Annotated in this window: 37 protein-coding genes; 31 read left to right on the top strand and 6 right to left on the bottom strand. The window is 43.0% G+C overall.

Annotation, left to right across the window (positions count from 1 at the left end; translation table 11 throughout):
• The first annotated feature begins 17 nt into the window (after positions 1 to 17).
• From rplB to M0M83_RS19460, 26 genes are all read left to right on the top strand, one after another.
• Complete coding sequence (gene rplB, locus M0M83_RS19585; protein ID WP_004265422.1) at positions 18 to 842, top strand: 50S ribosomal protein L2; 825 nt, start codon at positions 18 to 20, stop codon at positions 840 to 842.
• Positions 843 to 856: 14 nt separating this feature from the next.
• Positions 857 to 1,135, top strand: a complete 279-nt coding sequence (rpsS, locus tag M0M83_RS19580) for a 30S ribosomal protein S19 (protein WP_004265426.1) — start codon at positions 857 to 859, stop codon at positions 1,133 to 1,135.
• A 15-nt stretch (positions 1,136 to 1,150) separates the two neighbouring features.
• Positions 1,151 to 1,483, top strand: coding sequence for a 50S ribosomal protein L22 (gene rplV / locus M0M83_RS19575; RefSeq protein WP_004265430.1), 333 nt, complete (start codon positions 1,151 to 1,153; stop codon positions 1,481 to 1,483).
• A 17-nt stretch (positions 1,484 to 1,500) separates the two neighbouring features.
• Positions 1,501 to 2,202, top strand: a complete 702-nt coding sequence (gene rpsC, locus M0M83_RS19570) for a 30S ribosomal protein S3 (protein ID WP_004907131.1) — start codon at positions 1,501 to 1,503, stop codon at positions 2,200 to 2,202.
• Between the two features lie 12 nt (positions 2,203 to 2,214).
• Positions 2,215 to 2,625: a 50S ribosomal protein L16 gene (rplP, locus tag M0M83_RS19565; protein WP_004265436.1), complete on the top strand. Its 411-nt coding sequence runs from the start codon at positions 2,215 to 2,217 to the stop codon at positions 2,623 to 2,625.
• The gene (gene rpmC / locus M0M83_RS19560; RefSeq protein WP_004265442.1) at positions 2,625 to 2,816 is read left to right on the top strand and encodes a 50S ribosomal protein L29; all 192 of its coding nucleotides are present in this window, start codon (positions 2,625 to 2,627) and stop codon (positions 2,814 to 2,816) included. Before rplP ends, rpmC begins: the two co-directional genes overlap by 1 nt.
• Positions 2,816 to 3,070: a 30S ribosomal protein S17 gene (gene rpsQ, locus M0M83_RS19555; RefSeq protein ID WP_004265446.1), complete on the top strand. Its 255-nt coding sequence runs from the start codon at positions 2,816 to 2,818 to the stop codon at positions 3,068 to 3,070. The genes rpmC and rpsQ overlap by 1 nt, the downstream gene beginning before the upstream one ends.
• 176 nt (positions 3,071 to 3,246) lie before the next feature.
• The gene (gene rplN, locus M0M83_RS19550) at positions 3,247 to 3,618 is read left to right on the top strand and encodes a 50S ribosomal protein L14 (protein ID WP_004265449.1); all 372 of its coding nucleotides are present in this window, start codon (positions 3,247 to 3,249) and stop codon (positions 3,616 to 3,618) included.
• A gap of 10 nt (positions 3,619 to 3,628) precedes the next feature.
• Positions 3,629 to 3,943, top strand: coding sequence for a 50S ribosomal protein L24 (gene rplX / locus M0M83_RS19545; RefSeq protein ID WP_004265452.1), 315 nt, complete (start codon positions 3,629 to 3,631; stop codon positions 3,941 to 3,943).
• 15 nt (positions 3,944 to 3,958) lie between these two features.
• A complete protein-coding gene (gene rplE, locus M0M83_RS19540) occupies positions 3,959 to 4,498 on the top strand; it encodes a 50S ribosomal protein L5 (protein ID WP_006816328.1) in 540 nt (179 codons plus the stop codon).
• A gap of 12 nt (positions 4,499 to 4,510) precedes the next feature.
• Entirely contained in the window at positions 4,511 to 4,816 is a 306-nt protein-coding gene (rpsN, locus tag M0M83_RS19535; protein ID WP_004265458.1) for a 30S ribosomal protein S14, read from the top strand.
• Positions 4,817 to 4,845: 29 nt separating this feature from the next.
• A complete protein-coding gene (gene rpsH, locus M0M83_RS19530) occupies positions 4,846 to 5,238 on the top strand; it encodes a 30S ribosomal protein S8 (RefSeq protein WP_004907134.1) in 393 nt (130 codons plus the stop codon).
• A gap of 14 nt (positions 5,239 to 5,252) precedes the next feature.
• Entirely contained in the window at positions 5,253 to 5,786 is a 534-nt protein-coding gene (rplF, locus tag M0M83_RS19525; protein ID WP_125895206.1) for a 50S ribosomal protein L6, read from the top strand.
• Between the two features lie 9 nt (positions 5,787 to 5,795).
• Positions 5,796 to 6,149 carry a 50S ribosomal protein L18 gene (rplR, locus tag M0M83_RS19520; RefSeq protein ID WP_125895204.1) on the top strand — a complete coding sequence of 118 codons (354 nt, stop codon included), beginning with the start codon at positions 5,796 to 5,798 and terminating at the stop codon, positions 6,147 to 6,149.
• A 14-nt stretch (positions 6,150 to 6,163) separates the two neighbouring features.
• The gene (rpsE, locus tag M0M83_RS19515) at positions 6,164 to 6,664 is read left to right on the top strand and encodes a 30S ribosomal protein S5 (RefSeq protein WP_004265471.1); all 501 of its coding nucleotides are present in this window, start codon (positions 6,164 to 6,166) and stop codon (positions 6,662 to 6,664) included.
• A gap of 6 nt (positions 6,665 to 6,670) precedes the next feature.
• Positions 6,671 to 6,850 (top strand): 50S ribosomal protein L30, encoded by a 180-nt coding sequence (gene rpmD / locus M0M83_RS19510; RefSeq protein WP_004265475.1) that lies wholly within the window; start codon positions 6,671 to 6,673, stop codon positions 6,848 to 6,850.
• Between the two features lie 3 nt (positions 6,851 to 6,853).
• Positions 6,854 to 7,288 carry a 50S ribosomal protein L15 gene (rplO, locus tag M0M83_RS19505; RefSeq protein WP_004265478.1) on the top strand — a complete coding sequence of 145 codons (435 nt, stop codon included), beginning with the start codon at positions 6,854 to 6,856 and terminating at the stop codon, positions 7,286 to 7,288.
• A 7-nt stretch (positions 7,289 to 7,295) separates the two neighbouring features.
• Entirely contained in the window at positions 7,296 to 8,621 is a 1,326-nt protein-coding gene (secY, locus tag M0M83_RS19500; RefSeq protein ID WP_004265481.1) for a preprotein translocase subunit SecY, read from the top strand.
• A 46-nt stretch (positions 8,622 to 8,667) separates the two neighbouring features.
• Positions 8,668 to 8,784 carry a 50S ribosomal protein L36 gene (gene rpmJ, locus M0M83_RS19495; RefSeq protein WP_004265484.1) on the top strand — a complete coding sequence of 39 codons (117 nt, stop codon included), beginning with the start codon at positions 8,668 to 8,670 and terminating at the stop codon, positions 8,782 to 8,784.
• A 145-nt stretch (positions 8,785 to 8,929) separates the two neighbouring features.
• A complete protein-coding gene (rpsM, locus tag M0M83_RS19490; RefSeq protein WP_004907144.1) occupies positions 8,930 to 9,286 on the top strand; it encodes a 30S ribosomal protein S13 in 357 nt (118 codons plus the stop codon).
• 16 nt (positions 9,287 to 9,302) lie between these two features.
• Positions 9,303 to 9,692, top strand: a complete 390-nt coding sequence (gene rpsK / locus M0M83_RS19485; RefSeq protein WP_002919257.1) for a 30S ribosomal protein S11 — start codon at positions 9,303 to 9,305, stop codon at positions 9,690 to 9,692.
• Between the two features lie 37 nt (positions 9,693 to 9,729).
• On the top strand, positions 9,730 to 10,350 hold the full coding sequence (rpsD, locus tag M0M83_RS19480) for a 30S ribosomal protein S4 (RefSeq protein ID WP_004265487.1): 621 nt from the start codon (positions 9,730 to 9,732) through the stop codon (positions 10,348 to 10,350).
• Positions 10,351 to 10,375: 25 nt separating this feature from the next.
• Complete coding sequence (locus M0M83_RS19475; protein WP_004265491.1) at positions 10,376 to 11,365, top strand: DNA-directed RNA polymerase subunit alpha; 990 nt, start codon at positions 10,376 to 10,378, stop codon at positions 11,363 to 11,365.
• Between the two features lie 37 nt (positions 11,366 to 11,402).
• Positions 11,403 to 11,789: a 50S ribosomal protein L17 gene (rplQ, locus tag M0M83_RS19470; RefSeq protein WP_004907152.1), complete on the top strand. Its 387-nt coding sequence runs from the start codon at positions 11,403 to 11,405 to the stop codon at positions 11,787 to 11,789.
• 131 nt (positions 11,790 to 11,920) lie between these two features.
• The gene (gene zntR / locus M0M83_RS19465; RefSeq protein WP_125895210.1) at positions 11,921 to 12,337 is read left to right on the top strand and encodes a Zn(2+)-responsive transcriptional regulator; all 417 of its coding nucleotides are present in this window, start codon (positions 11,921 to 11,923) and stop codon (positions 12,335 to 12,337) included.
• A 33-nt stretch (positions 12,338 to 12,370) separates the two neighbouring features.
• Positions 12,371 to 12,571 (top strand): alternative ribosome-rescue factor A, encoded by a 201-nt coding sequence (locus tag M0M83_RS19460; protein ID WP_185746965.1) that lies wholly within the window; start codon positions 12,371 to 12,373, stop codon positions 12,569 to 12,571.
• On the opposite strand, the gene mscL is transcribed toward M0M83_RS19460, so the two are convergent.
• The 5 genes from mscL to def form a co-directional block, all read right to left on the bottom strand.
• A complete protein-coding gene (gene mscL / locus M0M83_RS19455; RefSeq protein ID WP_125895202.1) occupies positions 12,572 to 12,982 on the bottom strand; it encodes a large-conductance mechanosensitive channel protein MscL in 411 nt (136 codons plus the stop codon).
• Positions 12,983 to 13,087: 105 nt separating this feature from the next.
• Positions 13,088 to 14,464 (bottom strand): Trk system potassium transporter TrkA, encoded by a 1,377-nt coding sequence (gene trkA, locus M0M83_RS19450; protein WP_248467220.1) that lies wholly within the window; start codon positions 14,462 to 14,464, stop codon positions 13,088 to 13,090.
• A 36-nt stretch (positions 14,465 to 14,500) separates the two neighbouring features.
• Entirely contained in the window at positions 14,501 to 15,784 is a 1,284-nt protein-coding gene (rsmB, locus tag M0M83_RS19445) for a 16S rRNA (cytosine(967)-C(5))-methyltransferase RsmB (RefSeq protein WP_248467219.1), read from the bottom strand.
• 69 nt (positions 15,785 to 15,853) lie between these two features.
• Positions 15,854 to 16,801, bottom strand: a complete 948-nt coding sequence (fmt, locus tag M0M83_RS19440) for a methionyl-tRNA formyltransferase (protein WP_213914592.1) — start codon at positions 16,799 to 16,801, stop codon at positions 15,854 to 15,856.
• Between the two features lie 28 nt (positions 16,802 to 16,829).
• Positions 16,830 to 17,351, bottom strand: coding sequence for a peptide deformylase (gene def, locus M0M83_RS19435; RefSeq protein ID WP_125895195.1), 522 nt, complete (start codon positions 17,349 to 17,351; stop codon positions 16,830 to 16,832).
• A 133-nt stretch (positions 17,352 to 17,484) separates the two neighbouring features.
• On the opposite strand from def, the gene dprA reads away from it, so the two are divergent.
• The 5 genes from dprA to M0M83_RS19410 are packed head-to-tail and all read left to right on the top strand — an operon-like array spanning position 17,485 to position 20,789.
• On the top strand, positions 17,485 to 18,561 hold the full coding sequence (gene dprA / locus M0M83_RS19430) for a DNA-processing protein DprA (RefSeq protein WP_248467218.1): 1,077 nt from the start codon (positions 17,485 to 17,487) through the stop codon (positions 18,559 to 18,561).
• A 24-nt stretch (positions 18,562 to 18,585) separates the two neighbouring features.
• Positions 18,586 to 19,125, top strand: coding sequence for a DNA topoisomerase family protein (locus M0M83_RS19425; protein WP_125895191.1), 540 nt, complete (start codon positions 18,586 to 18,588; stop codon positions 19,123 to 19,125).
• 12 nt (positions 19,126 to 19,137) lie between these two features.
• Positions 19,138 to 19,707, top strand: coding sequence for an L-threonylcarbamoyladenylate synthase type 1 TsaC (tsaC, locus tag M0M83_RS19420; protein ID WP_102140611.1), 570 nt, complete (start codon positions 19,138 to 19,140; stop codon positions 19,705 to 19,707).
• Between the two features lie 6 nt (positions 19,708 to 19,713).
• A complete protein-coding gene (gene aroE / locus M0M83_RS19415; protein ID WP_248467217.1) occupies positions 19,714 to 20,532 on the top strand; it encodes a shikimate dehydrogenase in 819 nt (272 codons plus the stop codon).
• Positions 20,529 to 20,789: a DUF1488 domain-containing protein gene (locus M0M83_RS19410; RefSeq protein ID WP_213914595.1), complete on the top strand. Its 261-nt coding sequence runs from the start codon at positions 20,529 to 20,531 to the stop codon at positions 20,787 to 20,789. The genes aroE and M0M83_RS19410 overlap by 4 nt, the downstream gene beginning before the upstream one ends.
• Here the strand turns inward: M0M83_RS19410 and M0M83_RS19405 are convergent.
• Positions 20,765 to 21,310: a gamma carbonic anhydrase family protein gene (locus tag M0M83_RS19405; protein ID WP_125895185.1), complete on the bottom strand. Its 546-nt coding sequence runs from the start codon at positions 21,308 to 21,310 to the stop codon at positions 20,765 to 20,767. The genes M0M83_RS19410 and M0M83_RS19405 overlap by 25 nt on opposite strands.
• Between the last annotated feature and the right edge of the window lie 567 nt (positions 21,311 to 21,877).

The following is a 21,877-nucleotide window of genomic DNA, read 5'->3' as shown; positions in this document are numbered from 1 at the left end:
CGGAGGAGTAAAGAACAATGGCAGTTGTTAAATGTAAACCTACGTCTCCGGGCCGTCGCCACGTAGTTAAAGTGGTTAACCCTGAGCTGCATAAGGGTAAACCTTATGCTCCGCTGTTAGAAAAAAACAGCAAATCCGGTGGTCGTAACAACAATGGCCGTATCACTACCCGTCATATCGGTGGTGGCCATAAGCAGCATTATCGTTTAGTTGACTTCAAACGTAACAAAGACGGTGTTCCTGCAGTTGTTGAGCGTTTGGAGTATGATCCAAATCGTTCTGCGAACATTGCACTGGTTCTATATAAAGACGGTGAACGTCGTTATATTCTTGCACCAAAAGGCCTGAAAGCTGGCGATCAGATTCAATCTGGTGTCGATTCAGCAATCAAAGCTGGTAACGCACTGCCGATGCGCAACATCCCTGTTGGTTCTACAGTTCATAACATCGAACTGAAACCAGGTAAAGGTGGACAGTTAGCGCGTTCAGCAGGTACTTACGCTCAAATCGTTGCTCGTGATGGTGCTTATGTCACATTACGTCTGCGTTCTGGTGAAATGCGTAAAGTTTTAGCTGATTGCCGTGCAACTCTTGGTGAAGTTGGTAACGCTGAACATATGTTACGTGTTCTCGGTAAAGCTGGTGCTAGCCGCTGGCGTGGTGTTCGTCCTACCGTTCGCGGTACTGCGATGAACCCAGTAGACCATCCACATGGTGGTGGTGAAGGCCGTAACTTTGGTAAACACCCAGTAACACCATGGGGCGTTCAAACCAAAGGTAAGAAAACTCGTAGCAACAAGCGTACTGATCAATTCATCGTACGTCATCGTTCTAAAAAATAATTAGAGGATAAACCATGCCACGTTCTCTCAAGAAAGGTCCTTTTATTGACCTGCACTTGCTGAAGAAGGTAGAGAAAGCGGTGGAAAGCGGAGACAAGAAGCCTCTTAAGACTTGGTCCCGTCGTTCAACGATCTTTCCTAATATGATCGGATTGACCATCGCTGTCCATAATGGTCGTCAGCATGTTCCTGTTTTCGTAACCGACGAAATGGTTGGTCACAAACTGGGTGAATTCGCACCGACTCGCACTTATCGCGGCCACGCGGCAGATAAGAAAGCTAAGAAACGTTAAGGATAGGAGGAAGAGATGGAAACTTTAGCTATGCATCGCCACGCTCGTTCTTCTGCCCAGAAGGTTCGCTTAGTTGCCGACCTGATTCGCGGTAAGAAAGTGTCGCAAGCTCTGGAAATTCTGACCTACACCAACAAGAAAGCTGCTGGTTTAGTGAAGAAAGTACTTGAGTCTGCTATTGCTAACGCAGAGCAAAACGATGGCGCTGACATTGATGACCTGAAAGTTGCGAAAATTTTCGTAGACGAAGGTCCAACCATGAAACGCATCATGCCGCGTGCGAAAGGCCGTGCAGATCGTATTCTTAAGCGCACCAGCCACATTACTGTGGTTGTGTCCGATCGCTGAGACTCTGGAGACTAGCAATGGGTCAGAAAGTACATCCTAATGGTATTCGCCTGGGTATTGTCAAACCTTGGAACTCTACCTGGTATGCGAACACCAATGAATTCGCTGACAACCTAGACAGCGATTTTAAAGTACGCCAGTACTTGAATAAAGAACTGGCAAAAGCGTCAATCTCTCGCATCGTTATCGAACGTCCTGCGAAAAGCATCCGTGTGACTATTCACACTGCTCGCCCAGGTATCGTTATCGGTAAGAAAGGTGAAGACGTTGAAAAACTGCGTAAAACAGTAGCGGATATCGCTGGTGTTCCTGCGCAAATCAATATCGCCGAAGTTCGTAAACCAGAACTAGACGCTAAATTAGTTGCTGACAGCATTTCTTCACAGCTGGAACGTCGTGTTATGTTCCGTCGTGCTATGAAGCGTGCAGTACAGAACGCAATGCGTCTGGGCGCTAAAGGTATTAAAGTTGAAGTCAGTGGCCGTTTAGGCGGTGCTGAAATCGCTCGTACCGAGTGGTATCGTGAAGGCCGTGTGCCACTGCACACATTACGTGCTGATATCGATTACAACACTTCAGAAGCGCACACCACTTACGGTGTTCTCGGCGTTAAGGTATGGATCTTCAAAGGTGAGATTCTGGGTGGTATGGCTGCTGTTGAACAAGCTGAGAAACCAGCTGCTCAACCTAAAAAGCAGCAGCGTAAAGGCCGCAAGTAAGGAGAGTCGCTGATGTTACAACCAAAGCGTACAAAATTCCGTAAGGTGCACAAAGGCCGCAACCGTGGTCTAGCGCAAGGTACGGATGTTAGCTTCGGCACTTTCGGTCTTAAAGCTGTTGGCCGTGGTCGTCTGACTGCACGTCAGATCGAAGCGGCACGTCGTGCTATGACCCGTGCTATTAAGCGTCAAGGTAAAATCTGGATCCGTGTGTTCCCAGACAAACCAATCACTGAGAAACCACTCGAAGTTCGTATGGGTAAAGGTAAAGGTAACGTAGAATATTGGGTTGCCTTAATTCAGCCTGGTAAAGTTCTGTACGAAATGGACGGTGTGCCTGAAGAGCTGGCTCGTGAGGCATTCTCTCTGGCAGCAGCGAAACTGCCTATCAAAACCACCTTTGTAACTAAGACGGTGATGTAATGAAAGCACAAGAGCTGCGCGAAAAAAGCGTTGAAGAGCTGAATGCTGAACTTTTGAACTTGCTGCGTGAACAATTTAATTTACGTATGCAGGCTGCAAGTGGTCAGCTGCAACAGTCTCATCTGTTGAAACAAGTGCGTCGCGATATCGCACGTGTGAAGACTTTACTGACTGAGAAGGCAGGTGCGTAATGAGCGATAAAATCCGTACTCTGCAAGGTCGTGTAGTTAGCGATAAAATGGAGAAATCTATTGTTGTTGCTATCGAACGTATGGTGAAACACCCTCTGTATGGTAAATTCATCCGTCGTACGACTAAATTGCACGTACACGACGAGAACAATGAATGTGGTATCGGTGACGTGGTAGAAATCCGCCAAACTCGTCCACTGTCTAAGACTAAGTCTTGGGCTCTAGTTCGCGTTGTAGAAAAAGCTGTTCTGTAATAGAATAACTTTTCCTGATGAATAAACGGCTCTTTTTTGACTGAGCCGTTTATTTTTTTCTGTCCAACACGATGATGTGGTGTTATAATGCCGCGCCCTCGTAGTATGGGTATATTTGAACGGCCTCTTCATAATGAGGTGGCTCAGTAGTAGTTGACATTTAGCGGAGCACTAAAATGATCCAAGAACAGACTATGCTGAACGTGGCCGACAACTCCGGTGCACGTCGCGTAATGTGTATCAAGGTTCTAGGTGGCTCGCACCGTCGCTATGCACATGTAGGCGACATCATTAAAATTACTGTTAAAGAAGCAATTCCACGCGGTAAAGTTAAAAAGGGTGATGTCCTGAAAGCGGTAGTGGTGCGCACCAAGAAGGGTGTACGTCGCCCTGACGGTTCTGTCATTCGCTTCGATGGTAATGCTTGTGTGTTATTAAATAACAACAGCGAGCAAGTAATCGGTACGCGTATTTTTGGGCCGGTAACTCGTGAACTTCGTAATGAGAAGTTTATGAAAATTATCTCTCTGGCACCTGAAGTACTCTAAGGAGCGAACTATGGCAGCGAAAATCCGTCGTGATGACGAAGTTATCGTGCTAACTGGGAAAGACAAAGGTAAGCGCGGTAAAGTAAAGCAGGTTATTTCTTCTAGTAAAGTTATCGTTGAAGGTATCAATCTGGTTAAAAAACATCAGAAGCCTGTACCGGCTCTGAACCAACCAGGTGGCATCGTTGAAAAAGAAGCGGCTATTCAAGTTTCTAACGTTGCAATCTTTAACGCGGCAACTGGTAAGGCTGACCGTGTAGGCTTTAGATTCGAAGACGGCAAAAAAGTCCGTTTCTTCAAGTCTAACAGTGAAACTATCAAGTAATTTTTGGAGTATACGATGGCGAAACTGCATGATTACTATAAAGACGAAGTAGTTAATAAACTCATGACCGAGTTTAATTATACTTCTGTCATGCAAGTCCCTCGGGTCGAGAAGATCACCCTGAATATGGGTGTTGGTGAAGCGATTGCTGATAAAAAACTGCTGGATAACGCAGCAGCTGATTTAACAGCGATCTCAGGTCAAAAACCTTTGATCACCAAAGCACGCAAATCTGTTGCAGGCTTCAAAATCCGTCAGGGCTATCCAATCGGCTGTAAAGTAACCCTGCGTGGCGAACGCATGTGGGAGTTCCTTGAGCGTCTGATTTCTATTGCTGTACCACGTATTCGTGACTTCCGTGGCTTGCCCGCTAAGTCTTTCGATGGTCGCGGTAACTACAGCATGGGTGTTCGTGAACAAATCATCTTCCCTGAAATCGATTACGATAAAGTGGATCGCGTACGTGGTTTAGATATTACTATCACCACTACTGCGAAATCAGATGACGAAGGTCGCGCACTGTTAGCAGCGTTCAACTTCCCGTTCCGCAAGTAAGGCAGGGTACTCATGGCTAAGAAATCTATGAAAGCGCGTGATGTAAAACGTGCTAAATTAGCTGAGAAGTTCTTCGCAAAACGCGTAGAACTGAAAGCTATCATCTCTGATGTTAAAGCATCTGATGAAGATCGCTGGGACGCTGTTCTCAAGCTGCAAACACTGCCACGTGATTCAAGTCCTTCTCGTCAGCGTAATCGCTGCCGTCAAACAGGGCGTCCGCACGGTTTCCTGCGGAAGTTTGGTCTGAGCCGTATTAAAGTCCGTGAAGCCGCTATGCGCGGTGAAATCCCGGGCCTTAAAAAGGCAAGTTGGTAATTCCATTTGAATCACGGGAGTAAAGACAGATGAGCATGCAAGATCCCATCGCGGATATGCTGACCCGTATCCGTAACGGTCAGGCCGCGAACAAAGTTGCGGTCACCATGCCTTCCTCCAAGCTGAAAGTGGCAATTGCCAAAGTGCTGAAGGAAGAAGGTTATATTGAAGATTTTAAAATTGAAGGCGACATCAAGCCAGAACTGGAACTAACTTTACGTTATTTCCAAGGTAAGGCTGTTGTAGAAAGCATTCAGCGTGTAAGCCGCCCAAGTCTGCGCATCTATAAGAAAAAAGATGAGCTGCCACAAGTTATGGCTGGTTTAGGTATCGCTGTTGTTTCTACCTCTAAAGGTGTCATGACTGATCGTGCAGCTCGCCAAGCTGGTCTTGGTGGCGAGATTCTCTGCTACGTAGCTTAATTCGGGAGGAAAGAATGTCTCGTGTGGCAAAAGCACCCGTCGTCATTCCTGCCGGCGTAGAGGTAAAACTCAACGGTCAGGTTATTTCGATTAAGGGTAAAAACGGCGAGCTTACTCGTACTATCCATAATGCAGTTGAAGTTAAAAACGAAGACAACCAACTGACTTTCGAACCTCGTGAAGGTTTTGAAGATGCATGGGCACAAGCGGGAACTACTCGTTCATTGTGTAATGCAATGGTTGTTGGTGTTACCGAAGGCTTCACTAAAAAGCTTCAACTGGTCGGTGTTGGTTACCGTGCAGCAATCAAAGGCAACGCTGTAAGCTTGTCTTTAGGTTTCTCGCATCCGGTTGAACACGCACTGCCAGCAGGCATTACTGCTGAATGTCCAACACAAACTGAAATCGTACTGAAAGGTGCGGATAAGCAAGTGATTGGTCAAGTTGCAGCAGAACTGCGTGCTTACCGTCGTCCTGAACCTTATAAAGGTAAAGGTGTTCGTTACGCCGATGAAATCGTGCGTACCAAAGAGGCTAAGAAGAAGTAAGGTAACACTATGGATAAGAAAGCAGCTCGTATCCGTCGTGCGACCCGCGCACGCCGTAAGATCCAAGAGTTGGGTGCGACTCGCCTGGTGGTACATCGTACTCCACGCCATATTTATGCGCAGGTTATCGCACCAAACGGTTCTGAAACATTGGTTGCAGCTTCTACTACAGAAAAAGCTATCAATGAACAAGTGAAATTCACTGGGAACAAAGACGCAGCAGCAATAGTTGGTAAATTAATTGCTGAACGCGCACTGGAAAAAGGCATCACTGTTGTTGCTTTTGACCGTTCTGGTTTCCAATATCATGGTAGAGTCCAGGCACTGGCAGATGCTGCCCGTGAAGCTGGCCTTCAGTTCTAAGGTAGAGGTGTAAGATGGCTCACATCGAAAAACAAGCTGGCGAACTGCAGGAAAAGCTGATCGCGGTAAACCGCGTAGCAAAAACCGTTAAAGGTGGCCGTATTTTCAGCTTTACCGCACTGACAGTAGTTGGTGATGGTAACGGTCGCGTTGGTTTTGGCTACGGCAAAGCGCGCGAAGTTCCGGCAGCAATCCAGAAAGCGATGGAAAAAGCCCGTCGCAGTATGAAAACCGTTGCTCTAAACAACGGCACATTGTTCCACCCTGTGAAAGGTACACACACTGGTTCTCGTGTGTTTATGCAACCTGCTCACGAAGGTACCGGTATCATTGCCGGCGGTGCAATGCGTGCTGTTTTAGAAGTAGCTGGAGTTCGCAACGTACTGGCTAAAACCTACGGTTCCACAAACCCAATCAACGTGGTTCGTGCAACACTGGATGCTTTAGACAGCATGAAGTCTCCAGAAATGGTCGCAGCTAAGCGTGGAAAATCCGTCGAAGAAATTCTGGGGTAATCGGCTATGGCTAAGACTATTAAAATTACACAAGTTCGCAGTTCAATCGGTCGTCTGCCTAAGCATAAGGCAACACTGGTCGGTTTAGGTCTGCGTCGCATTGGTCATACAGTAGAGCGCGAGGATACTCCTGCTGTACGTGGTATGGTCAACTTGGTTTCCTACATGGTTAAAGTTGAGGAGTAAGAGATGCGTTTAAATACTCTGTCTCCGGCTGAAGGTGCCAAGCACGCGCCTAAACGCGTAGGTCGTGGTATCGGTTCTGGTCTGGGTAAAACCGGCGGCCGTGGTCACAAAGGTCAGAAATCTCGTTCTGGCGGTGGCGTACGTCGTGGTTTCGAAGGTGGCCAGATGCCTTTATACCGTCGTCTGCCGAAATTCGGCTTCACTTCACGTAAAGCAATGATCACTGCAGAGATTCGTCTGTCTGATTTTGCTGCTGTTGAAGGCGATGTTATTGATCTGAACGCACTGAAAGCCGCGAACGTTGTTGGCATCCAGATTGAATACGCTAAAGTTATTCTGTCTGGCGAAGTGAACCGTGCAGTTACTGTACGTGGCCTTCGTGTTACTAAAGGTGCTCGCGCTGCAATCGAAGCTGCCGGCGGTAAAATTGAGGAATAAGTGACAGATGGCTAAACAACCAGGATTAGATTTTCAAAGTGCCAAGGGTGGAGCTGGCGAACTTAAACGCAGACTTTTGTTTGTAATTGGTGCGCTAATTGTTTTCCGAATTGGTTCTTTTATTCCAATCCCTGGTATTGATGCCACTGTGCTTGCCAAATTGCTCGAACAGCAACAAGGCACCATCATTGAAATGTTTAACATGTTCTCTGGTGGTGCTCTTAGCCGAGCTTCTATCTTTGCTTTGGGTATCATGCCGTATATTTCAGCATCGATCATTATCCAATTATTATCAGTGGTTAATCCACGATTAGCAGAGATTAAGAAGGAAGGAGAAGCAGGTCGTCGGAAGATAAGCCAATATACTCGCTGGGGTACTCTGGTATTAGCAATATTCCAATCTATTGGTATTGCTATGGGTCTACCGAATATGCCAGGGATGCAAGGGCTAGTTATTGATCCAGGCCTCCCGTTCTACTTTACGGCAGTTGTTAGCTTAGTCACAGGAACAATGTTCCTGATGTGGTTGGGTGAACAGATAACTGAAAGAGGTATCGGTAACGGTATTTCTATCATTATCTTCGCTGGTATTGTTGCGGGATTACCGCCGGCCATTGGCCATACCATCGAGCAAGCTCGGCAGGGCGATCTGCACTTCCTCCTGTTGCTGTTGGTTGCGGTGTTAGTATTCGCGGTTACTTTCTTTGTTGTGTTTATGGAACGTGGTCAACGTCGAATTGTCGTTAACTACGCTAAACGTCAGCAAGGTCGCCGTGTTTATGCAGCACAAAGTACACATTTACCGTTAAAAGTGAATATGGCGGGTGTAATTCCTGCAATTTTTGCTTCCAGTATCATACTATTCCCGGGTACAATAGCATCTTGGTTTGGTGATGGAACTGGCTGGGACTGGCTGACGACTATTTCTATGTATTTGCAGCCTGGTCAACCGTTATATGTGCTACTTTATGCATCTGCGATCATCTTCTTCTGTTTCTTCTATACGGCGTTGGTTTTCAACCCAAGAGAAACGGCAGATAACCTGAAGAAGTCCGGTGCATTTGTACCAGGAATTCGTCCGGGAGAGCAAACGGCCAAGTACATTGATAAGGTAATGACTCGCTTAACATTAGTTGGCGCATTATATATTACCTTCATCTGCCTAATCCCGGAGTTCATGCGTGACGCAATGAAAGTACCTTTCTATTTTGGTGGTACTTCCCTCTTAATCGTGGTTGTCGTTATCATGGACTTTATGGCTCAAGTGCAAACTCTAATGATGTCAAGTCAATATGAGTCTGCATTGAAGAAAGCAAACCTGAAAGGTAAGTAATCACTTAGTGTGATTATGGTTTGCTTAGAAGTTACGGAGAGTAAAAATGAAAGTTCGTGCTTCCGTCAAGAAATTATGCCGTAACTGCAAAATTATTCGTCGCAATGGTAGCGTTCGTGTAATTTGTAGTGTTGAACCAAGACATAAACAACGTCAAGGTTAAGAAAAAGCATTTTTTTCTTGCAAAGTTGGGTTGAGCTGGCTAAATTAGCCAGCCAATCTTTTTTATCTAAGATACATTATTGTTTGAGTATCCTGAAAACGGGCTTTTCAGCACAGTAATGTATATTTTAACTTAGGAGTGCATAGTGGCCCGTATAGCAGGCATTAACATTCCTGATCATAAACATACCGTAATCGCTTTAACATCGATTTTCGGTATCGGCAAAACCCGTTCACAGGCTATCTGTGAAGCAACTGGTATTGCTGAAAATGTTAAGATCAGTGAGCTGTCTGAAGAACAAATCGACAAGCTGCGTGACGAAGTTGCTAAATACGTTGTAGAAGGTGACTTACGTCGTGAAATTACCCTGAGCATCAAGCGTCTGATGGACCTTGGATGTTACCGTGGTTTACGTCATCGTCGTGGTCTTCCTGTGCGCGGACAGCGTACTAAGACTAACGCTCGTACCCGTAAGGGTCCGCGTAAGCCGATCAAGAAATAAGTCGGGGTATTGAATAATGGCAAAAGCACCAATTCGTGCACGTAAGCGTGTAAGAAAACAAGTCTCAGACGGTGTGGCTCATATCCATGCTTCTTTCAACAACACAATCGTTACTATTACTGACCGTCAAGGTAACGCATTAGGTTGGGCAACTGCCGGTGGTTCCGGTTTCCGTGGTTCTCGCAAATCTACTCCGTTCGCAGCTCAGGTTGCAGCAGAGCGTTGCGCAGAAGCTGTGAAAGAATACGGAATCAAAAACCTGGAAGTTATGGTTAAGGGACCGGGTCCGGGTCGCGAATCAACAATTCGTGCTCTGAACGCCGCTGGTTTCCGCATCACTAATATTACTGATGTGACTCCTATCCCTCATAACGGTTGTCGCCCACCGAAAAAACGTCGCGTTTAATACGTTTCGTTTTTTTTAGGACTGTTGGAGAAAGAAAATGGCTAGATATTTGGGTCCTAAGCTCAAGCTGAGCCGTCGCGAAGGAACAGACCTCTTTCTGAAGTCTGGTGTTCGCGCGATTGACACCAAGTGTAAATTAGAACAGGCTCCAGGCCAGCACGGAGCGCGTAAACCGCGTCTGTCTGACTATGGCGTCCAGTTACGTGAAAAACAAAAAGTTCGTCGTATCTACGGTGTTCTGGAACGTCAATTCCGTAACTATTACAAAGAAGCAACACGTCTGAAAGGCAACACAGGTGAAAACCTGCTGACTTTGCTGGAAGGTCGTCTTGATAACGTCGTTTACCGTATGGGCTTTGGCGCAACTCGCGCAGAAGCACGTCAAATGGTTAGCCATAAAGCTATCATGGTAAATGGCCGTGTAGTTAATATCGCTTCTTATCAGGTTTCCCCGAATGACGTTATCAGCGTTCGTGAGAAAGCTAAAAAACAGTCTCGTATTAAGGCTGCTTTAGAGCTGGCTGAACAGCGTGAGAAGCCAACTTGGCTGGAAGTTGATGCTGCTAAAATGGAAGGTGTGTTCAAACGTATTCCTGAACGTACTGACTTGTCTGCGGACATTAACGAACACCTGATCGTCGAGCTTTACTCCAAGTAAAGCTTAGCACCAAAGAGAGGACACAATGCAGGGTTCTGTGACAGAGTTTCTAAAACCGCGCCTGGTAGATATCGAGCAAGTGAGTTCGACGCACGCTAAGGTGACCCTTGAGCCTTTAGAGCGTGGCTTTGGCCATACTCTTGGTAACGCACTGCGCCGTATTCTGCTTTCGTCTATGCCGGGTTGTGCGGTGACAGAGGTTGAGATTGATGGTGTACTGCATGAGTACAGCACCAAAGAAGGTGTACAGGAAGATATCCTGGAGATTCTCCTCAACCTGAAAGGGCTGGCGGTAAAAGTTCAGGGGAAAGATGAAGTTATTTTAACCTTGAATAAATCTGGCATTGGCCCTGTGACTGCAGCCGACATCATCCATGATGGTGATGTCGAAATCGTCAAGCCACAGCACATCATCTGCCACCTGACTGACGAAAGCGCATCTATTAATATGCGAATTAAAGTACAGCGTGGTCGTGGTTATGTGCCGGCTTCTGCCCGAGTTCATTCGGAAGAAGATGAGCGCCCAATCGGTCGTTTGTTAGTCGATGCTTGCTACAGCCCAGTAGAGCGTATTGCCTACAATGTTGAAGCAGCTCGTGTTGAGCAACGTACAGACTTGGATAAGTTAGTTATTGAAATGGAAACTAACGGTACAATCGATCCTGAAGAGGCGATTCGCCGTGCGGCAACCATTCTGGCTGAACAACTTGAAGCTTTTGTTGACTTACGTGATGTTCGTCAGCCTGAAGTTAAAGAAGAAAAACCAGAATTCGATCCTATCTTATTGCGCCCAGTTGACGATCTGGAATTGACTGTCCGCTCTGCTAACTGCCTCAAAGCAGAAGCTATCCACTACATCGGTGATCTGGTACAGCGTACAGAAGTTGAGTTGCTCAAAACTCCGAATCTTGGTAAGAAATCTCTTACTGAAATTAAGGACGTCTTGGCATCTCGTGGTCTTTCTCTGGGCATGCGTCTAGAAAATTGGCCACCAGCAAGTATTGCTGATGATTAAGATCACAGGTTAAGGTTTTACTGAGAAGGATAAGGTCATGCGCCATCGTAAGAGTGGTCGTCAATTGAACCGCAACAGCAGCCACCGCCAAGCTATGTTCCGTAACATGGCAGGTTCTTTAGTTCGTCATGAGATCATCAAGACGACTCTGCCTAAAGCGAAAGAACTGCGTCGCGTCGTTGAGCCGCTGATTACTCTTGCCAAGACCGACAGCGTAGCTAATCGTCGTCTGGCATTCGCACGTACTCGTGATAACGAGATCGTTGCAAAATTATTTAATGAACTGGGACCTCGTTTCGCAGCTCGTGCAGGTGGTTACACTCGTATTCTTAAGTGTGGCTACCGTACAGGTGACAACGCTCCGATGGCTTACATCGAGCTTGTTGACCGTGCTGTTGAGTCTCAAGAAGCAGCAGCAGAGTAATCTGCCGTCGCTTTCAAGAAAACCGGGTATATTTGCCCGGTTTTTTTGTACCTGCTATTCTTATCTTTCCAAATAAATTTTCCCTTGAATTTTTCGTGATTAATCCTTATTTACAGGTGAGTACGATGAGCATGTATAAGATAGGTGAAATTGCCAGGCTCGCAGATGTGACGCCTGATACGATCCGCTTTTATGAGAAACAAGGTTTGATGGGGCATAAAGAGAGAACTGAAGGTGGGTATAGGTTATTTACTGAGCAAGACCTCCAGCGATTACGTTTTATTCGTTATGCAAAGCAGCTAGGCTTTACTTTAGAAGCCATCACTGAATTGCTTTCAATTCGAGTGGATCCAGAACATCATACCTGTCAAGAATCTAAACAGATTGTTGATCTCAGATTACTCGAAGTTGAAAAAAAGATACAAGAGCTTATTATTATGCGTGATTCACTGAAGATGTTAAGTTCAGCATGCTGTGGTGAAGAACATGCGACAACCTATTGCTCTATTATGGAAATATTAGAAAAAGGGGCGTCTAAAGTTTATTAATTCTATAATTTGTTAACTATATGAAGGTATGTTATGAGCAAATATCAACATAAACGTGGTGAGATTAAAGATAATGCGATTGAAGCATTACTCCATGACCCACTATTTCGTCAAAGAGTTGAAAAAAATAAAAAAGGAAAAGGCAGTTATACAAGAAAAGGGAAAAATAAGAAATCAGTTAACTGGGAGGCCAGTGGTAATAAGTTTATTTACTTATTACCACTGGCCTTTTAGTTAATTTTTATTTTGTTCTTTTAAAAGATCACGTATTTCTGATAACAGAACTTCTTCTTTAGATGGTGGAGCTGGCTCTGCTGGTGCTGCTTCTTTTTCACGGCGAACTTTATTCATAACCTTAATTGCCATAAAGATAGCGAACGCGACAATAACGAAGTCAAAAACGGTTTGTATAAACATGCCATAATTTAGTACTACTGCAGGTAAATCCCCTTGTGCTTCTTTTAATACCACGCTGAATGATTTGAAATCAACACCTCCGATCAGTAAACCTAACGGAGGCATGATGATATCAGCAACTAATGAAGATACAATTTTACCAAATGCAGCACCAATAATAATACCAACTGCCATATCCACTACATTGCCCTTCATAGCAAATTCGCGGAAATCTTTTAAAAAGCTCATTAGACGACCCCTTAATAAATAACTCAATTGAAACAAAACATGTATTAGGTTAACAAATTATAGTCGCTAAAATTATTAAGCTACAAATATTTACTATGTTTATTTTTATAAGAAGAATGGACTTGGTTGGAATAATTTTTCTACTTCGGGTACATATTTTTTATCTGTAATAAACATAATGACATGGTCACCTTGTTCAATTATATGGTAATCACTAGCTATAATGACTTCTTCTTCACGAACAATTGCGCCAATAATAGTTCCTGGTGGAAGTTTAATCTCAGATATTTTTTTGCCGACAACTTTTGACGTATTTTCATCACCGTGTGCAATTGCCTCAATAGCTTCTGCAACACCTCTTCTTAAAGATGAAACATTGACTATATCTGCTTTTCTAACATGGCTTAATAGAGCAGAAATAGTGGCCTGTTGAGGCGAAATTGCAATATCAATCACCCCACCTTGAACGAGCTCAACGTATGCGGAGCGTTGTATAAGCACCATAGCTTTTTTAGCGCCCATTTTTTTTGCTAACATAGCAGACATAATATTAGCTTCATCATCATTTGTTAGGGCAATAAATACATCCATTTGCTCGATGTGTTCTTCCGTAAGTAGCTCTTGGTCGGATGCATCGCCATAAAATACAATGGTATCATGCAGTAACTCTGCAAGTTCTGTTGCGCGCTTCTGGTTGCGCTCAATAAGTTTCACGCTGTAATCTTTTTCTAGTCGCCTTGCTAGGCCGGCTCCAACATTACCACCGCCCACTATCATCAAACGTTTGTATGGCTTTTCTAGTCTTTGCAGCTCGCTCATTACGGCTCGGATATGTTGTGTTGAAGCAACAAAAAAAACCTCATCGCCCGCTTCAATGATTGTTGAGCCTTGTGGGCGAATAGGCTTATCTTGTCGGAAAATAGCAACAACACGAGTATCAATATGTGGCATGTGTTCGCGCAAGCTCGATAGTGCATTACCAACGAGTGAGCCGCCGTAATAAGCTTTTACAGCAACTATGCTGACTTTACCTTCTGCAAAGTTTACAACCTGAAGCGCGCCAGGGTATTGAATTAATTTATAGATATAGTCGATAACTAATTGTTCTGGTGATATTAAATAGTCAATCGGAATTTGTTCTGGCAGAAACAGTTTGTCGGCTTCACGGATATATTCAGTCGCCCTGATACGCGCTATCTTATTTGGGGTATTAAATAGGCTATACGCAATTTGGCAAGCAATCATGTTTGTTTCATCTGAATTGGTGACTGCTACCAACATATCCGCATCTTCTGCGCCTGCATCTCGAAGTACTCTAGGGTGAGATCCATGACCATTGACTACTCGTAGGTCGAACTGATCCTGCAATTGACGTAAGCGATCAGGATCGGTATCAACGACGGTAATGTCATTGTTCTCATCAACTAAATTTTCAGCAAGTGTGCCGCCAACTTGCCCAGCACCTAGAATAATGATCTTCATTACATATTCCTATATCAGAGAACTGTCTACAATAAACTACACAGTTTTGATTAAGCGCGCATAAAAGAAACCGTCACCACCATTAGTGCTCGGTAATACTTGTAAACCAGCATCGGTTCCATCATTTAGGCTGGCATCATTATGTTTAGATAGGAAGTTTTGTATTTGCTTTCCATTTTCTTCGGGCATAATTGAGCACGTAGCATAGACTAGCGTGCCGCCCGGCTTTAAATACGGCCAGATAGCTTCGAGAATTTGCGCTTGTAGTTGCGATAATTCATTGATGTCTGAGTCACGACGCAGCCATTTGATGTCAGGATGACGCCTAATAACGCCTGTAGCAGAACAAGGAGCATCAAGTAAAATACGGTCAAATTGCTGATCTTTAGCCCATTTCTCAGGTTGTGTGCCATCTCCTTGTATAACAATAGCGTGTTGCTTAAGGCGAATCAGATTTTCTTTTACTCTTTTAAGGCGATGTTCATCGATATCTACAGCAATAACATTTGCTTTAGGAGCTAGTTCCAAAATATGGGTAGTTTTCCCACCGGGGGCAGCACATAAATCTAAAATATTTTCCCCATTTTGAGGTTCTAGCAATTCAGCACAACCTTGAGCTGAGACATCTTGTACTGTAGACCAGCCATCTACAAAGCCCGGGAGACGCGATACTGCAGTGGGTTCATCTAACCGAATAGCATTTGGATGTGAGGGGTGCAAATGTGCGGTTATCTCAGACTGTTCTAATAAGTTGAGATACTGTGCAGCAGTGTGATGTTGAGAATTTACTCTTAACCACATAGGTGGTCGTTGGTTATTTGCCTCAATAATAGATTGCCAATCATCTGGATAGGCTGTTTGTAGGCGTTTTAATAACCAGCTCGGATGTAAATATTGGCTAGTGTTGTTAGCTATTCTCTCTTCTAGCTGTGCTTGCTGGCGCTGAAATGAACGTAACACACCATTAATAAGCCCTTTTAATTGGGGCTTTTTCAGTGCAACCGCTCCATCGACTGTTTCTGCTAATGCGGCATGAGGAGGAATGCGAGTGTAAAGGAGCTGGTAGATACCAACCATAATTAAGTAATGTAGAGTTCTTTGTTTACCCGTTAATGGTTTTTCCATTAGCTGGCTAATAAACCATTCAAGCTTAGGTAAATAACGTAAAACACCAAAGCAAATTTCTTGTAATAATGCTTTATCTTTATCATTGATATTACGCTGTAAGTCAGGTAGTACAGTACTTAATGATTGCCCATTATCAAGGACTTGGTTAATTGCTGTTGCCGCGATACTACGCAAATTATATGTATTTTTCATATAGAGAAGATGGATTCATTAGTGACTGAAATAAAACAGCCCGAAGGCATCAGGCTGTTTACAAGTTCGTTATGCTAGAATTTGCTCTGGGATAAACCATTCGCGACGAGAGTTTAGGATATCTTGTGCACTCATTGCTTTTTTGCCAGGCGGTTGTAGCTGAGTAATATTTAGTATGCCATTTCCTGTGGCAATGGATATACCTTTTTTATCAGCGCTAATAATTGTTCCTGGTTGCTTATCATGGGTTTCTGTGAGTACTTCAGCTTGCCAAACTTTAATGAGTTGTTCTTCAACCATGAAATAGCTCATTGGCCAAGGATTGAAAGCACGAATGCAACGTTCAATATGTACAGCATCATCTTGCCAATTAATGCGAGCTTCTTCTTTCGATAATTTTTCAGCATAATTTGCCAATGTTCCGTCTTGCTTTTCAGCAATGCATTGGCCTGAAGATAACATCTCAACAGTATGGATTAATGCTTTAGGGCCTGTTATTGCTAATTTATCATATAACGAGGCGCTAGTATCACTAGGGGTAATTGGGCAAATTGCTTTGTAAAGCATGTCACCAGTATCTAAACCTGCGTCCATTTGCATAATAGTCACACCCGTTTCAGTATCACCAGCCCAAATAGAACGTTGAATCGGCGCAGCTCCTCTCCAGCGAGGTAATAAAGAGCCGTGAACATTCAAGCAACCTAAGCGAGGGATATCAAGAACGGCTTGTGGTAAAATCAAACCATAGGCAACAACAATCATTAGGTCAGCATTTTGGTTCTTTATCCACTGCTGGTTTTCGCTATCCTTAAGTGAGACTGGTTGAAAAATAGGTAGTTGATGCTCTTCAGCGAGAACCTTGACAGGACTTGGTGTTAACTTTTTGCCTCTTCCTGCTGGTTTGTCATGGCGAGTGAGGACGCCAACGATTTTGTGTCTGGTATTTAAGAGAGCAGCTAAGTGTTTGGCCGCAAAATCTGGTGTACCCGCAAAAATAATTTTCAATGGCTCTGACACGTTAATTTCCCTATTTATATGTAGCGAATTAGCTATTTTTGGCTTCTTTTGCTCTTAGTCTGTCTAATTTTTCAACTTTCTGGCGGATGCGCTGACGTTTTAAAGGTGATAAGTAGTCGACAAATAGCTTACCAACAAGGTGGTCCATCTCATGTTGAATACAGATAGCTAATAAACCATCAGCCTCCAGTTCAAAAGACTCACCATCATAGTTTAGTGCGCGAACTTTTACTTGCTCCGCGCGAGGGACGAAACCATGTTGTTCTGGAATAGACAAACAACCTTCTTCGATACCCGTTTCCCCAGATTTATCCAGTAATTCAGGGTTAATAAGAACCAAACGCTCATCACGCGTTTCGGACACATCAATGACGATGATTCTTTGATGGATATCGACTTGTGTTGCTGCAAGACCAATACCTTCTTCTTCATACATGGTATCGAACATATCATCAACGATACTCTGTATAGAAGCATCAACTTTGTCTACTGGCTTAGCAATTGTGCGTAAGCGTTCGTCTGGATAATGTAATACGTTTAAGACTGACATAAATTTTTCGAGCGGTTTCCAAAATGTGAAAGGGAATTAATGACTATTCTAGACATTTCTCCTTCATATTAACAGTATTGGTTACGATTTGTTCACTGAAGAACCTATCTGTTAATAAGTCAGGATGACAATAATGAATACCCAAGAGATTTGGTTAAGAATGTCGCAGGTTAAAAGGCTATTACCTTTGCATGCAGTAAGAATAATTAATGAGTTAAAACAGTTAAATAAAATTAGCTATCAGGCCTTACACCATCATGGCTTGAATGAAGTACAACAATTGCAATTTATGAATGTATCTATGTACCGGCTTGAGAAAGTTCAGAGATGGCTTTCAAATGAGTATCATCAAATGATTACTTTCTGCGACCCTCAGTACCCTTTTTTATTAAAGCAGATCTATCGCCCCCCTCTTTTATTTTTTGTTATGGGCAAAAGTGAATTATTACTAACACCACAAATTGCTATAGTTGGAAGCCGGAGAGCAAGTGAATACGGCAGAATATGGACTAACTTATTTGTAAAGAGTTTCGTGCACCATAGTATCACCATCACAAGTGGACTTGCGTTAGGTATTGACGGTATAAGCCATAAAGCAGCTCTCGATAACCGTGGTGAGACAATTGCGGTTTTAGGTAGCGGATTAGCGAATATTTATCCGCGACAACATGCTGAATTAGCTGAAAAGATTAAAAGTTGTGGCGCTTTGATTTCAGAATATTGGCCAGATGCACCACCATTACCTAAGCAATTTCCCAAAAGAAACCGTATTATTAGCGGGTTAAGTAAAGCAGTTATTGTAATTGAAGCAGGTATGAAAAGTGGCTCACTGATAACTGCTAGATACGCACTAGAGCAAAACCGTGATTTGTTTACATTACCTGCTCCATTGGGTAATCCAGCATTTCATGGTAACCATTGGCTATTACAGCAAGGAGCTTATTTATTAGCTGAACCCGAAGATGTTTTGCAGCATATCGGTGATGGGTTAAATTGGATACAAACAGAATTACCTATAGAAGAGACACCCCTTGAGTTTAATGTGGTAGAAAATAAAATTTTAGGTATGGTGGGGTACCAAGCGACACCCGTCGATGTTATTGCAGAGCAAACCCAAATTCCAGTTACTCAAATTATTACCATATTAACTGAGATGGAAATCAATGGGATAGTTAGCTCGGGGGCTGGTGGATATACCAGAGTGACTTAGTTAAAAGCAACAGTAGAGAAAAACATGTCTAAACAACTGCCCTTCGATACAGAAAAAAATGAATATTGTCCAGAATGCGATTCTTTGCTTGTTATTCGCAATAGTTCACATGGGCCGTTTTTAGGCTGTTCAAGTTATCCACAATGCCATTATATGAGGCCGCTAAGACCTACAGTAGAAAGTCATATTGTAAAAGTATTAGAAGGCCAACATTGTCCGAAATGTAGTTATGACTTAGTGTTGAAACAGGGGCGATTTGGCATGTTTATTGGTTGTAGTAATTATCCTGTATGTGAACACATTGAGTTAATTGATAAACCGGATGAAACGAAAATTTCGTGCCCGCAATGCCAAAAAGGGAATTTATTACAGAGAAAATCACGTTTCGGTAAGACTTTTTATGCTTGCGATAATTATCCTAACTGTCAGTTTATATTAAATAATAAGCCTATTACTGGTAAATGTGAGTATTGTGAGTATCCATTACTTATGGAAAAAAGAGGGGGACAGGGAGTAAGATTATTTTGTGCCAGCAAACGCTGCGGTAAGCAACAAGAAGAATAATGAGTAAAAACTATGTCAAATATATCTACACCTGCAATTGAAAGTATCATAAGTTCATTACAGCACGAGGAGGTTATAGCCTACCCAACAGAAGCAGTATTTGGACTAGGCTGTGACCCTGATAGCGAAACGGCAGTACGTAAGTTATTGGAATTGAAGCAACGCCCTTGGGAAAAAGGGTTAATCCTTATCGCTGATAGTTACGAACAATTAAAAAACTATATAGATGATGAGCAGTTAACGGAAGATCAAAAACAAGCGATGTTTGCAACATGGCCGGGGCCAGTAACATGGGTGATCCCCGCAAAAGTAACGACGCCAAAATGGTTGACTGGTCAGTTTGATACCATCGCAGTGCGAGTTACAGACCATGAATTAGTAAAAAATTTGTGTCGTCATTATGGCAAGCCTCTGGTATCTACAAGTGCTAATTTAAGTGGATTAGAGCCATGTAGAACAACGGAAGAAGTTATGGAGCAGTTTGATGGAAGTATTCCTGTCCTTGATGGAATAGTTGGTGGCCGTCAAAATCCATCTGAAATAAGAGATGCCAAAACCGGGCAGTTATATCGTAAAGGATAATATATTATGGAAATGTTTGCGGTTTTTGGTAATCCAATTCAACACAGTAAATCACCTGTTATACATAAAATGTTTGCAGAGCAAACAGGGATTGCCCTTGAATATGAAAAAATTCTAGCGCCTGTAGAGGGATTCGAACAAAGCCTAATAGGTTTTTTTTCGCAAGGTGGAAAGGGCGCAAACATTACATTGCCATTTAAAGAGCGTGCTTTTCAGGTTGTTTCTGAATTAACGACAAGAGCCCAAACTTGCGGTGCAGTTAATACGGTCATGAAGCTTGATGATAATCGATTGCTGGGGGATAACACCGATGGAATGGGGCTTTTGTTAGATTTGCAACGTTTAAAGTTTATTCATCCAAATAGCCGAATATTAATGATTGGTGCTGGTGGTGCAACACGTGGAGCATTATTGCCACTTTTAGAATATGGTTGTGATATCACTTTGACGAATAGAACCTTTTCTAAGGTTGAATTATTAGTTAATGAATTTTCAGTACTAGGTAAAATGAGCGGGAAAGAGATCTCACAGATCGTATCTGCTGATTTTGATCTGATCATCAATGCGACTTCATCTGGTGTAAGTGGAGAGGTTCCTGCAATCAATCCAAATGTGTTTAGCGATCAAGTTGCATGCTATGACATGTTTTATCAATCATCATTAACGCCCTTCCTTGAGTTTGCTACTCAATATAAAGTGACTAAAATAGCCGATGGCCTAGGTATGCTAGTAGGGCAAGCCGCGTTTTCTTTTAAACTATGGCATGGCATTCTTCCCGAAATCACACCTGTTCTATCTACCTTATATAAGGAATTGAAAGGATGAATCAGCAAATTCAATTTCCTGATAGAGAAGCGTGGGATGAGCTATCTAAACAAGTACGTTTTCCTGTATTGATTAGCGGAATGCTTGCTGAATGTGCAATTCCTCAGTCACTGTTATTTCAACGTTATGGCAACGAAGAAACACCTCTGAGATTATTTCAGCAATATCGATGGGATATAGAAGAAGATTTTGAAGCCTTGATTGAACAAGGCCTCGATAGTGAAGATGGGCTTTACATATTATCAGAAGCTAAATAGTTATTTTTCCATTCAACATAGTTATTCGCTGAATAACGTAAATGACCTAACTCAGCATCAGTCAATTTTCGGATGGCTTTTGCTGGGCTCCCTGTATATAAGTAACCAGATTCGAGCCTTTTGCCCTGAGTTACTAAACTGTTAGCTCCAATAATAACGTCATCTTCCACTATAGCCCCATCAATGACAATTGATCCCATTCCAACCAGCACTCTATTTCCTATAGTGCAACCATGTAACATAACTTTATGACCAATGGTGACATCTTCTCCAATAATTAACGGGTTTCCCTCTGGATTACTTGCCGACTTATGTGTGACATGTAGAACTGAGCCATCTTGAATATTAGTGCGCGCGCCAATAGAAATATAGTTAACATCTCCACGCAAAACACTGAGAGGCCAAATACTGACATCATCAGCTACGCGAACATCCCCAATTACAACTGAAGATGGGTCAATGAAAACGCGTGCATTAATCGAAGGGTAAATACCTAAATAAGGACGTAAAAGTGTATTCATAGTGATAACCGTAAAAAGAAATAAAGGATAGCCGTTAAATAACTCGTTAGTTCATTATGAATTTATGAGCCAAGTAGGTTGCTAAAGCTAGAATTATAGGCATGAAGTCGTTCTTTTTATAATCGTTCTGCGGTGAAAAAGCACAAGATGGCTATTTTATCCGCAAACGGAGTTTTTTTTTAAAAAAAAGGTTGTGTAATTCTGAAGGCTCCCTATAATGCGCATCCGTTGTCACGACAAACCGGTTAGAAGAAAACTTCAAAACCCAGTGATAACAGAGGTGAGAAAGAAAAAGTTTGAAAATAAACACTTGACTTTCTAAATAAAAAACGTAATATACGACACCTCGCGACAACGACCTCGAAGTCGAAAATCGAAAGATTTAGTCGCAACGCTCTTTAACAATTTATCAGACAATCTGTGTGGGCACTCACAGGACACTATCAAAAAAATATTTGATTTTAAGTCTTGAAGAGTGACTAACACGTTAATTCATATATATGAACTAATAGGTAATTTGGTTTCTTCGGAAATCAAACGACAGTAAAAATTCTTTGAGCATCAAAC

Source organism: Providencia rettgeri (assembly GCF_023205015.1).
GTDB lineage: Bacteria > Pseudomonadota > Gammaproteobacteria > Enterobacterales > Enterobacteriaceae > Providencia > Providencia rettgeri_E.
This window is presented reverse-complemented; position numbering and strand designations above follow the sequence as displayed.

Coding starts and splice junctions, on each gene's coding strand:
- rplB (WP_004265422.1), top strand. CDS start 18: ATGGCAGTTGTTAAATGTAAACCTACGTCTCCGGGCCGTCGCCACGTA.
- rpsS (WP_004265426.1), top strand. CDS start 857: ATGCCACGTTCTCTCAAGAAAGGTCCTTTTATTGACCTGCACTTGCTG.
- rplV (WP_004265430.1), top strand. CDS start 1,151: ATGGAAACTTTAGCTATGCATCGCCACGCTCGTTCTTCTGCCCAGAAG.
- rpsC (WP_004907131.1), top strand. CDS start 1,501: ATGGGTCAGAAAGTACATCCTAATGGTATTCGCCTGGGTATTGTCAAA.
- rplP (WP_004265436.1), top strand. CDS start 2,215: ATGTTACAACCAAAGCGTACAAAATTCCGTAAGGTGCACAAAGGCCGC.
- rpmC (WP_004265442.1), top strand. CDS start 2,625: ATGAAAGCACAAGAGCTGCGCGAAAAAAGCGTTGAAGAGCTGAATGCT.
- rpsQ (WP_004265446.1), top strand. CDS start 2,816: ATGAGCGATAAAATCCGTACTCTGCAAGGTCGTGTAGTTAGCGATAAA.
- rplN (WP_004265449.1), top strand. CDS start 3,247: ATGATCCAAGAACAGACTATGCTGAACGTGGCCGACAACTCCGGTGCA.
- rplX (WP_004265452.1), top strand. CDS start 3,629: ATGGCAGCGAAAATCCGTCGTGATGACGAAGTTATCGTGCTAACTGGG.
- rplE (WP_006816328.1), top strand. CDS start 3,959: ATGGCGAAACTGCATGATTACTATAAAGACGAAGTAGTTAATAAACTC.
- rpsN (WP_004265458.1), top strand. CDS start 4,511: ATGGCTAAGAAATCTATGAAAGCGCGTGATGTAAAACGTGCTAAATTA.
- rpsH (WP_004907134.1), top strand. CDS start 4,846: ATGAGCATGCAAGATCCCATCGCGGATATGCTGACCCGTATCCGTAAC.
- rplF (WP_125895206.1), top strand. CDS start 5,253: ATGTCTCGTGTGGCAAAAGCACCCGTCGTCATTCCTGCCGGCGTAGAG.
- rplR (WP_125895204.1), top strand. CDS start 5,796: ATGGATAAGAAAGCAGCTCGTATCCGTCGTGCGACCCGCGCACGCCGT.
- rpsE (WP_004265471.1), top strand. CDS start 6,164: ATGGCTCACATCGAAAAACAAGCTGGCGAACTGCAGGAAAAGCTGATC.
- rpmD (WP_004265475.1), top strand. CDS start 6,671: ATGGCTAAGACTATTAAAATTACACAAGTTCGCAGTTCAATCGGTCGT.
- rplO (WP_004265478.1), top strand. CDS start 6,854: ATGCGTTTAAATACTCTGTCTCCGGCTGAAGGTGCCAAGCACGCGCCT.
- secY (WP_004265481.1), top strand. CDS start 7,296: ATGGCTAAACAACCAGGATTAGATTTTCAAAGTGCCAAGGGTGGAGCT.
- rpmJ (WP_004265484.1), top strand. CDS start 8,668: ATGAAAGTTCGTGCTTCCGTCAAGAAATTATGCCGTAACTGCAAAATT.
- rpsK (WP_002919257.1), top strand. CDS start 9,303: ATGGCAAAAGCACCAATTCGTGCACGTAAGCGTGTAAGAAAACAAGTC.
- rpsD (WP_004265487.1), top strand. CDS start 9,730: ATGGCTAGATATTTGGGTCCTAAGCTCAAGCTGAGCCGTCGCGAAGGA.
- M0M83_RS19475 (WP_004265491.1), top strand. CDS start 10,376: ATGCAGGGTTCTGTGACAGAGTTTCTAAAACCGCGCCTGGTAGATATC.
- rplQ (WP_004907152.1), top strand. CDS start 11,403: ATGCGCCATCGTAAGAGTGGTCGTCAATTGAACCGCAACAGCAGCCAC.
- zntR (WP_125895210.1), top strand. CDS start 11,921: ATGTATAAGATAGGTGAAATTGCCAGGCTCGCAGATGTGACGCCTGAT.
- M0M83_RS19460 (WP_185746965.1), top strand. CDS start 12,371: ATGAGCAAATATCAACATAAACGTGGTGAGATTAAAGATAATGCGATT.
- mscL (WP_125895202.1), bottom strand. CDS start 12,982: ATGAGCTTTTTAAAAGATTTCCGCGAATTTGCTATGAAGGGCAATGTA.
- trkA (WP_248467220.1), bottom strand. CDS start 14,464: ATGAAGATCATTATTCTAGGTGCTGGGCAAGTTGGCGGCACACTTGCT.
- rsmB (WP_248467219.1), bottom strand. CDS start 15,784: ATGAAAAATACATATAATTTGCGTAGTATCGCGGCAACAGCAATTAAC.
- def (WP_125895195.1), bottom strand. CDS start 17,351: ATGTCAGTCTTAAACGTATTACATTATCCAGACGAACGCTTACGCACA.
- dprA (WP_248467218.1), top strand. CDS start 17,485: ATGAATACCCAAGAGATTTGGTTAAGAATGTCGCAGGTTAAAAGGCTA.
- M0M83_RS19425 (WP_125895191.1), top strand. CDS start 18,586: ATGTCTAAACAACTGCCCTTCGATACAGAAAAAAATGAATATTGTCCA.
- tsaC (WP_102140611.1), top strand. CDS start 19,138: ATGTCAAATATATCTACACCTGCAATTGAAAGTATCATAAGTTCATTA.
- aroE (WP_248467217.1), top strand. CDS start 19,714: ATGGAAATGTTTGCGGTTTTTGGTAATCCAATTCAACACAGTAAATCA.
- M0M83_RS19410 (WP_213914595.1), top strand. CDS start 20,529: ATGAATCAGCAAATTCAATTTCCTGATAGAGAAGCGTGGGATGAGCTA.
- M0M83_RS19405 (WP_125895185.1), bottom strand. CDS start 21,310: ATGAATACACTTTTACGTCCTTATTTAGGTATTTACCCTTCGATTAAT.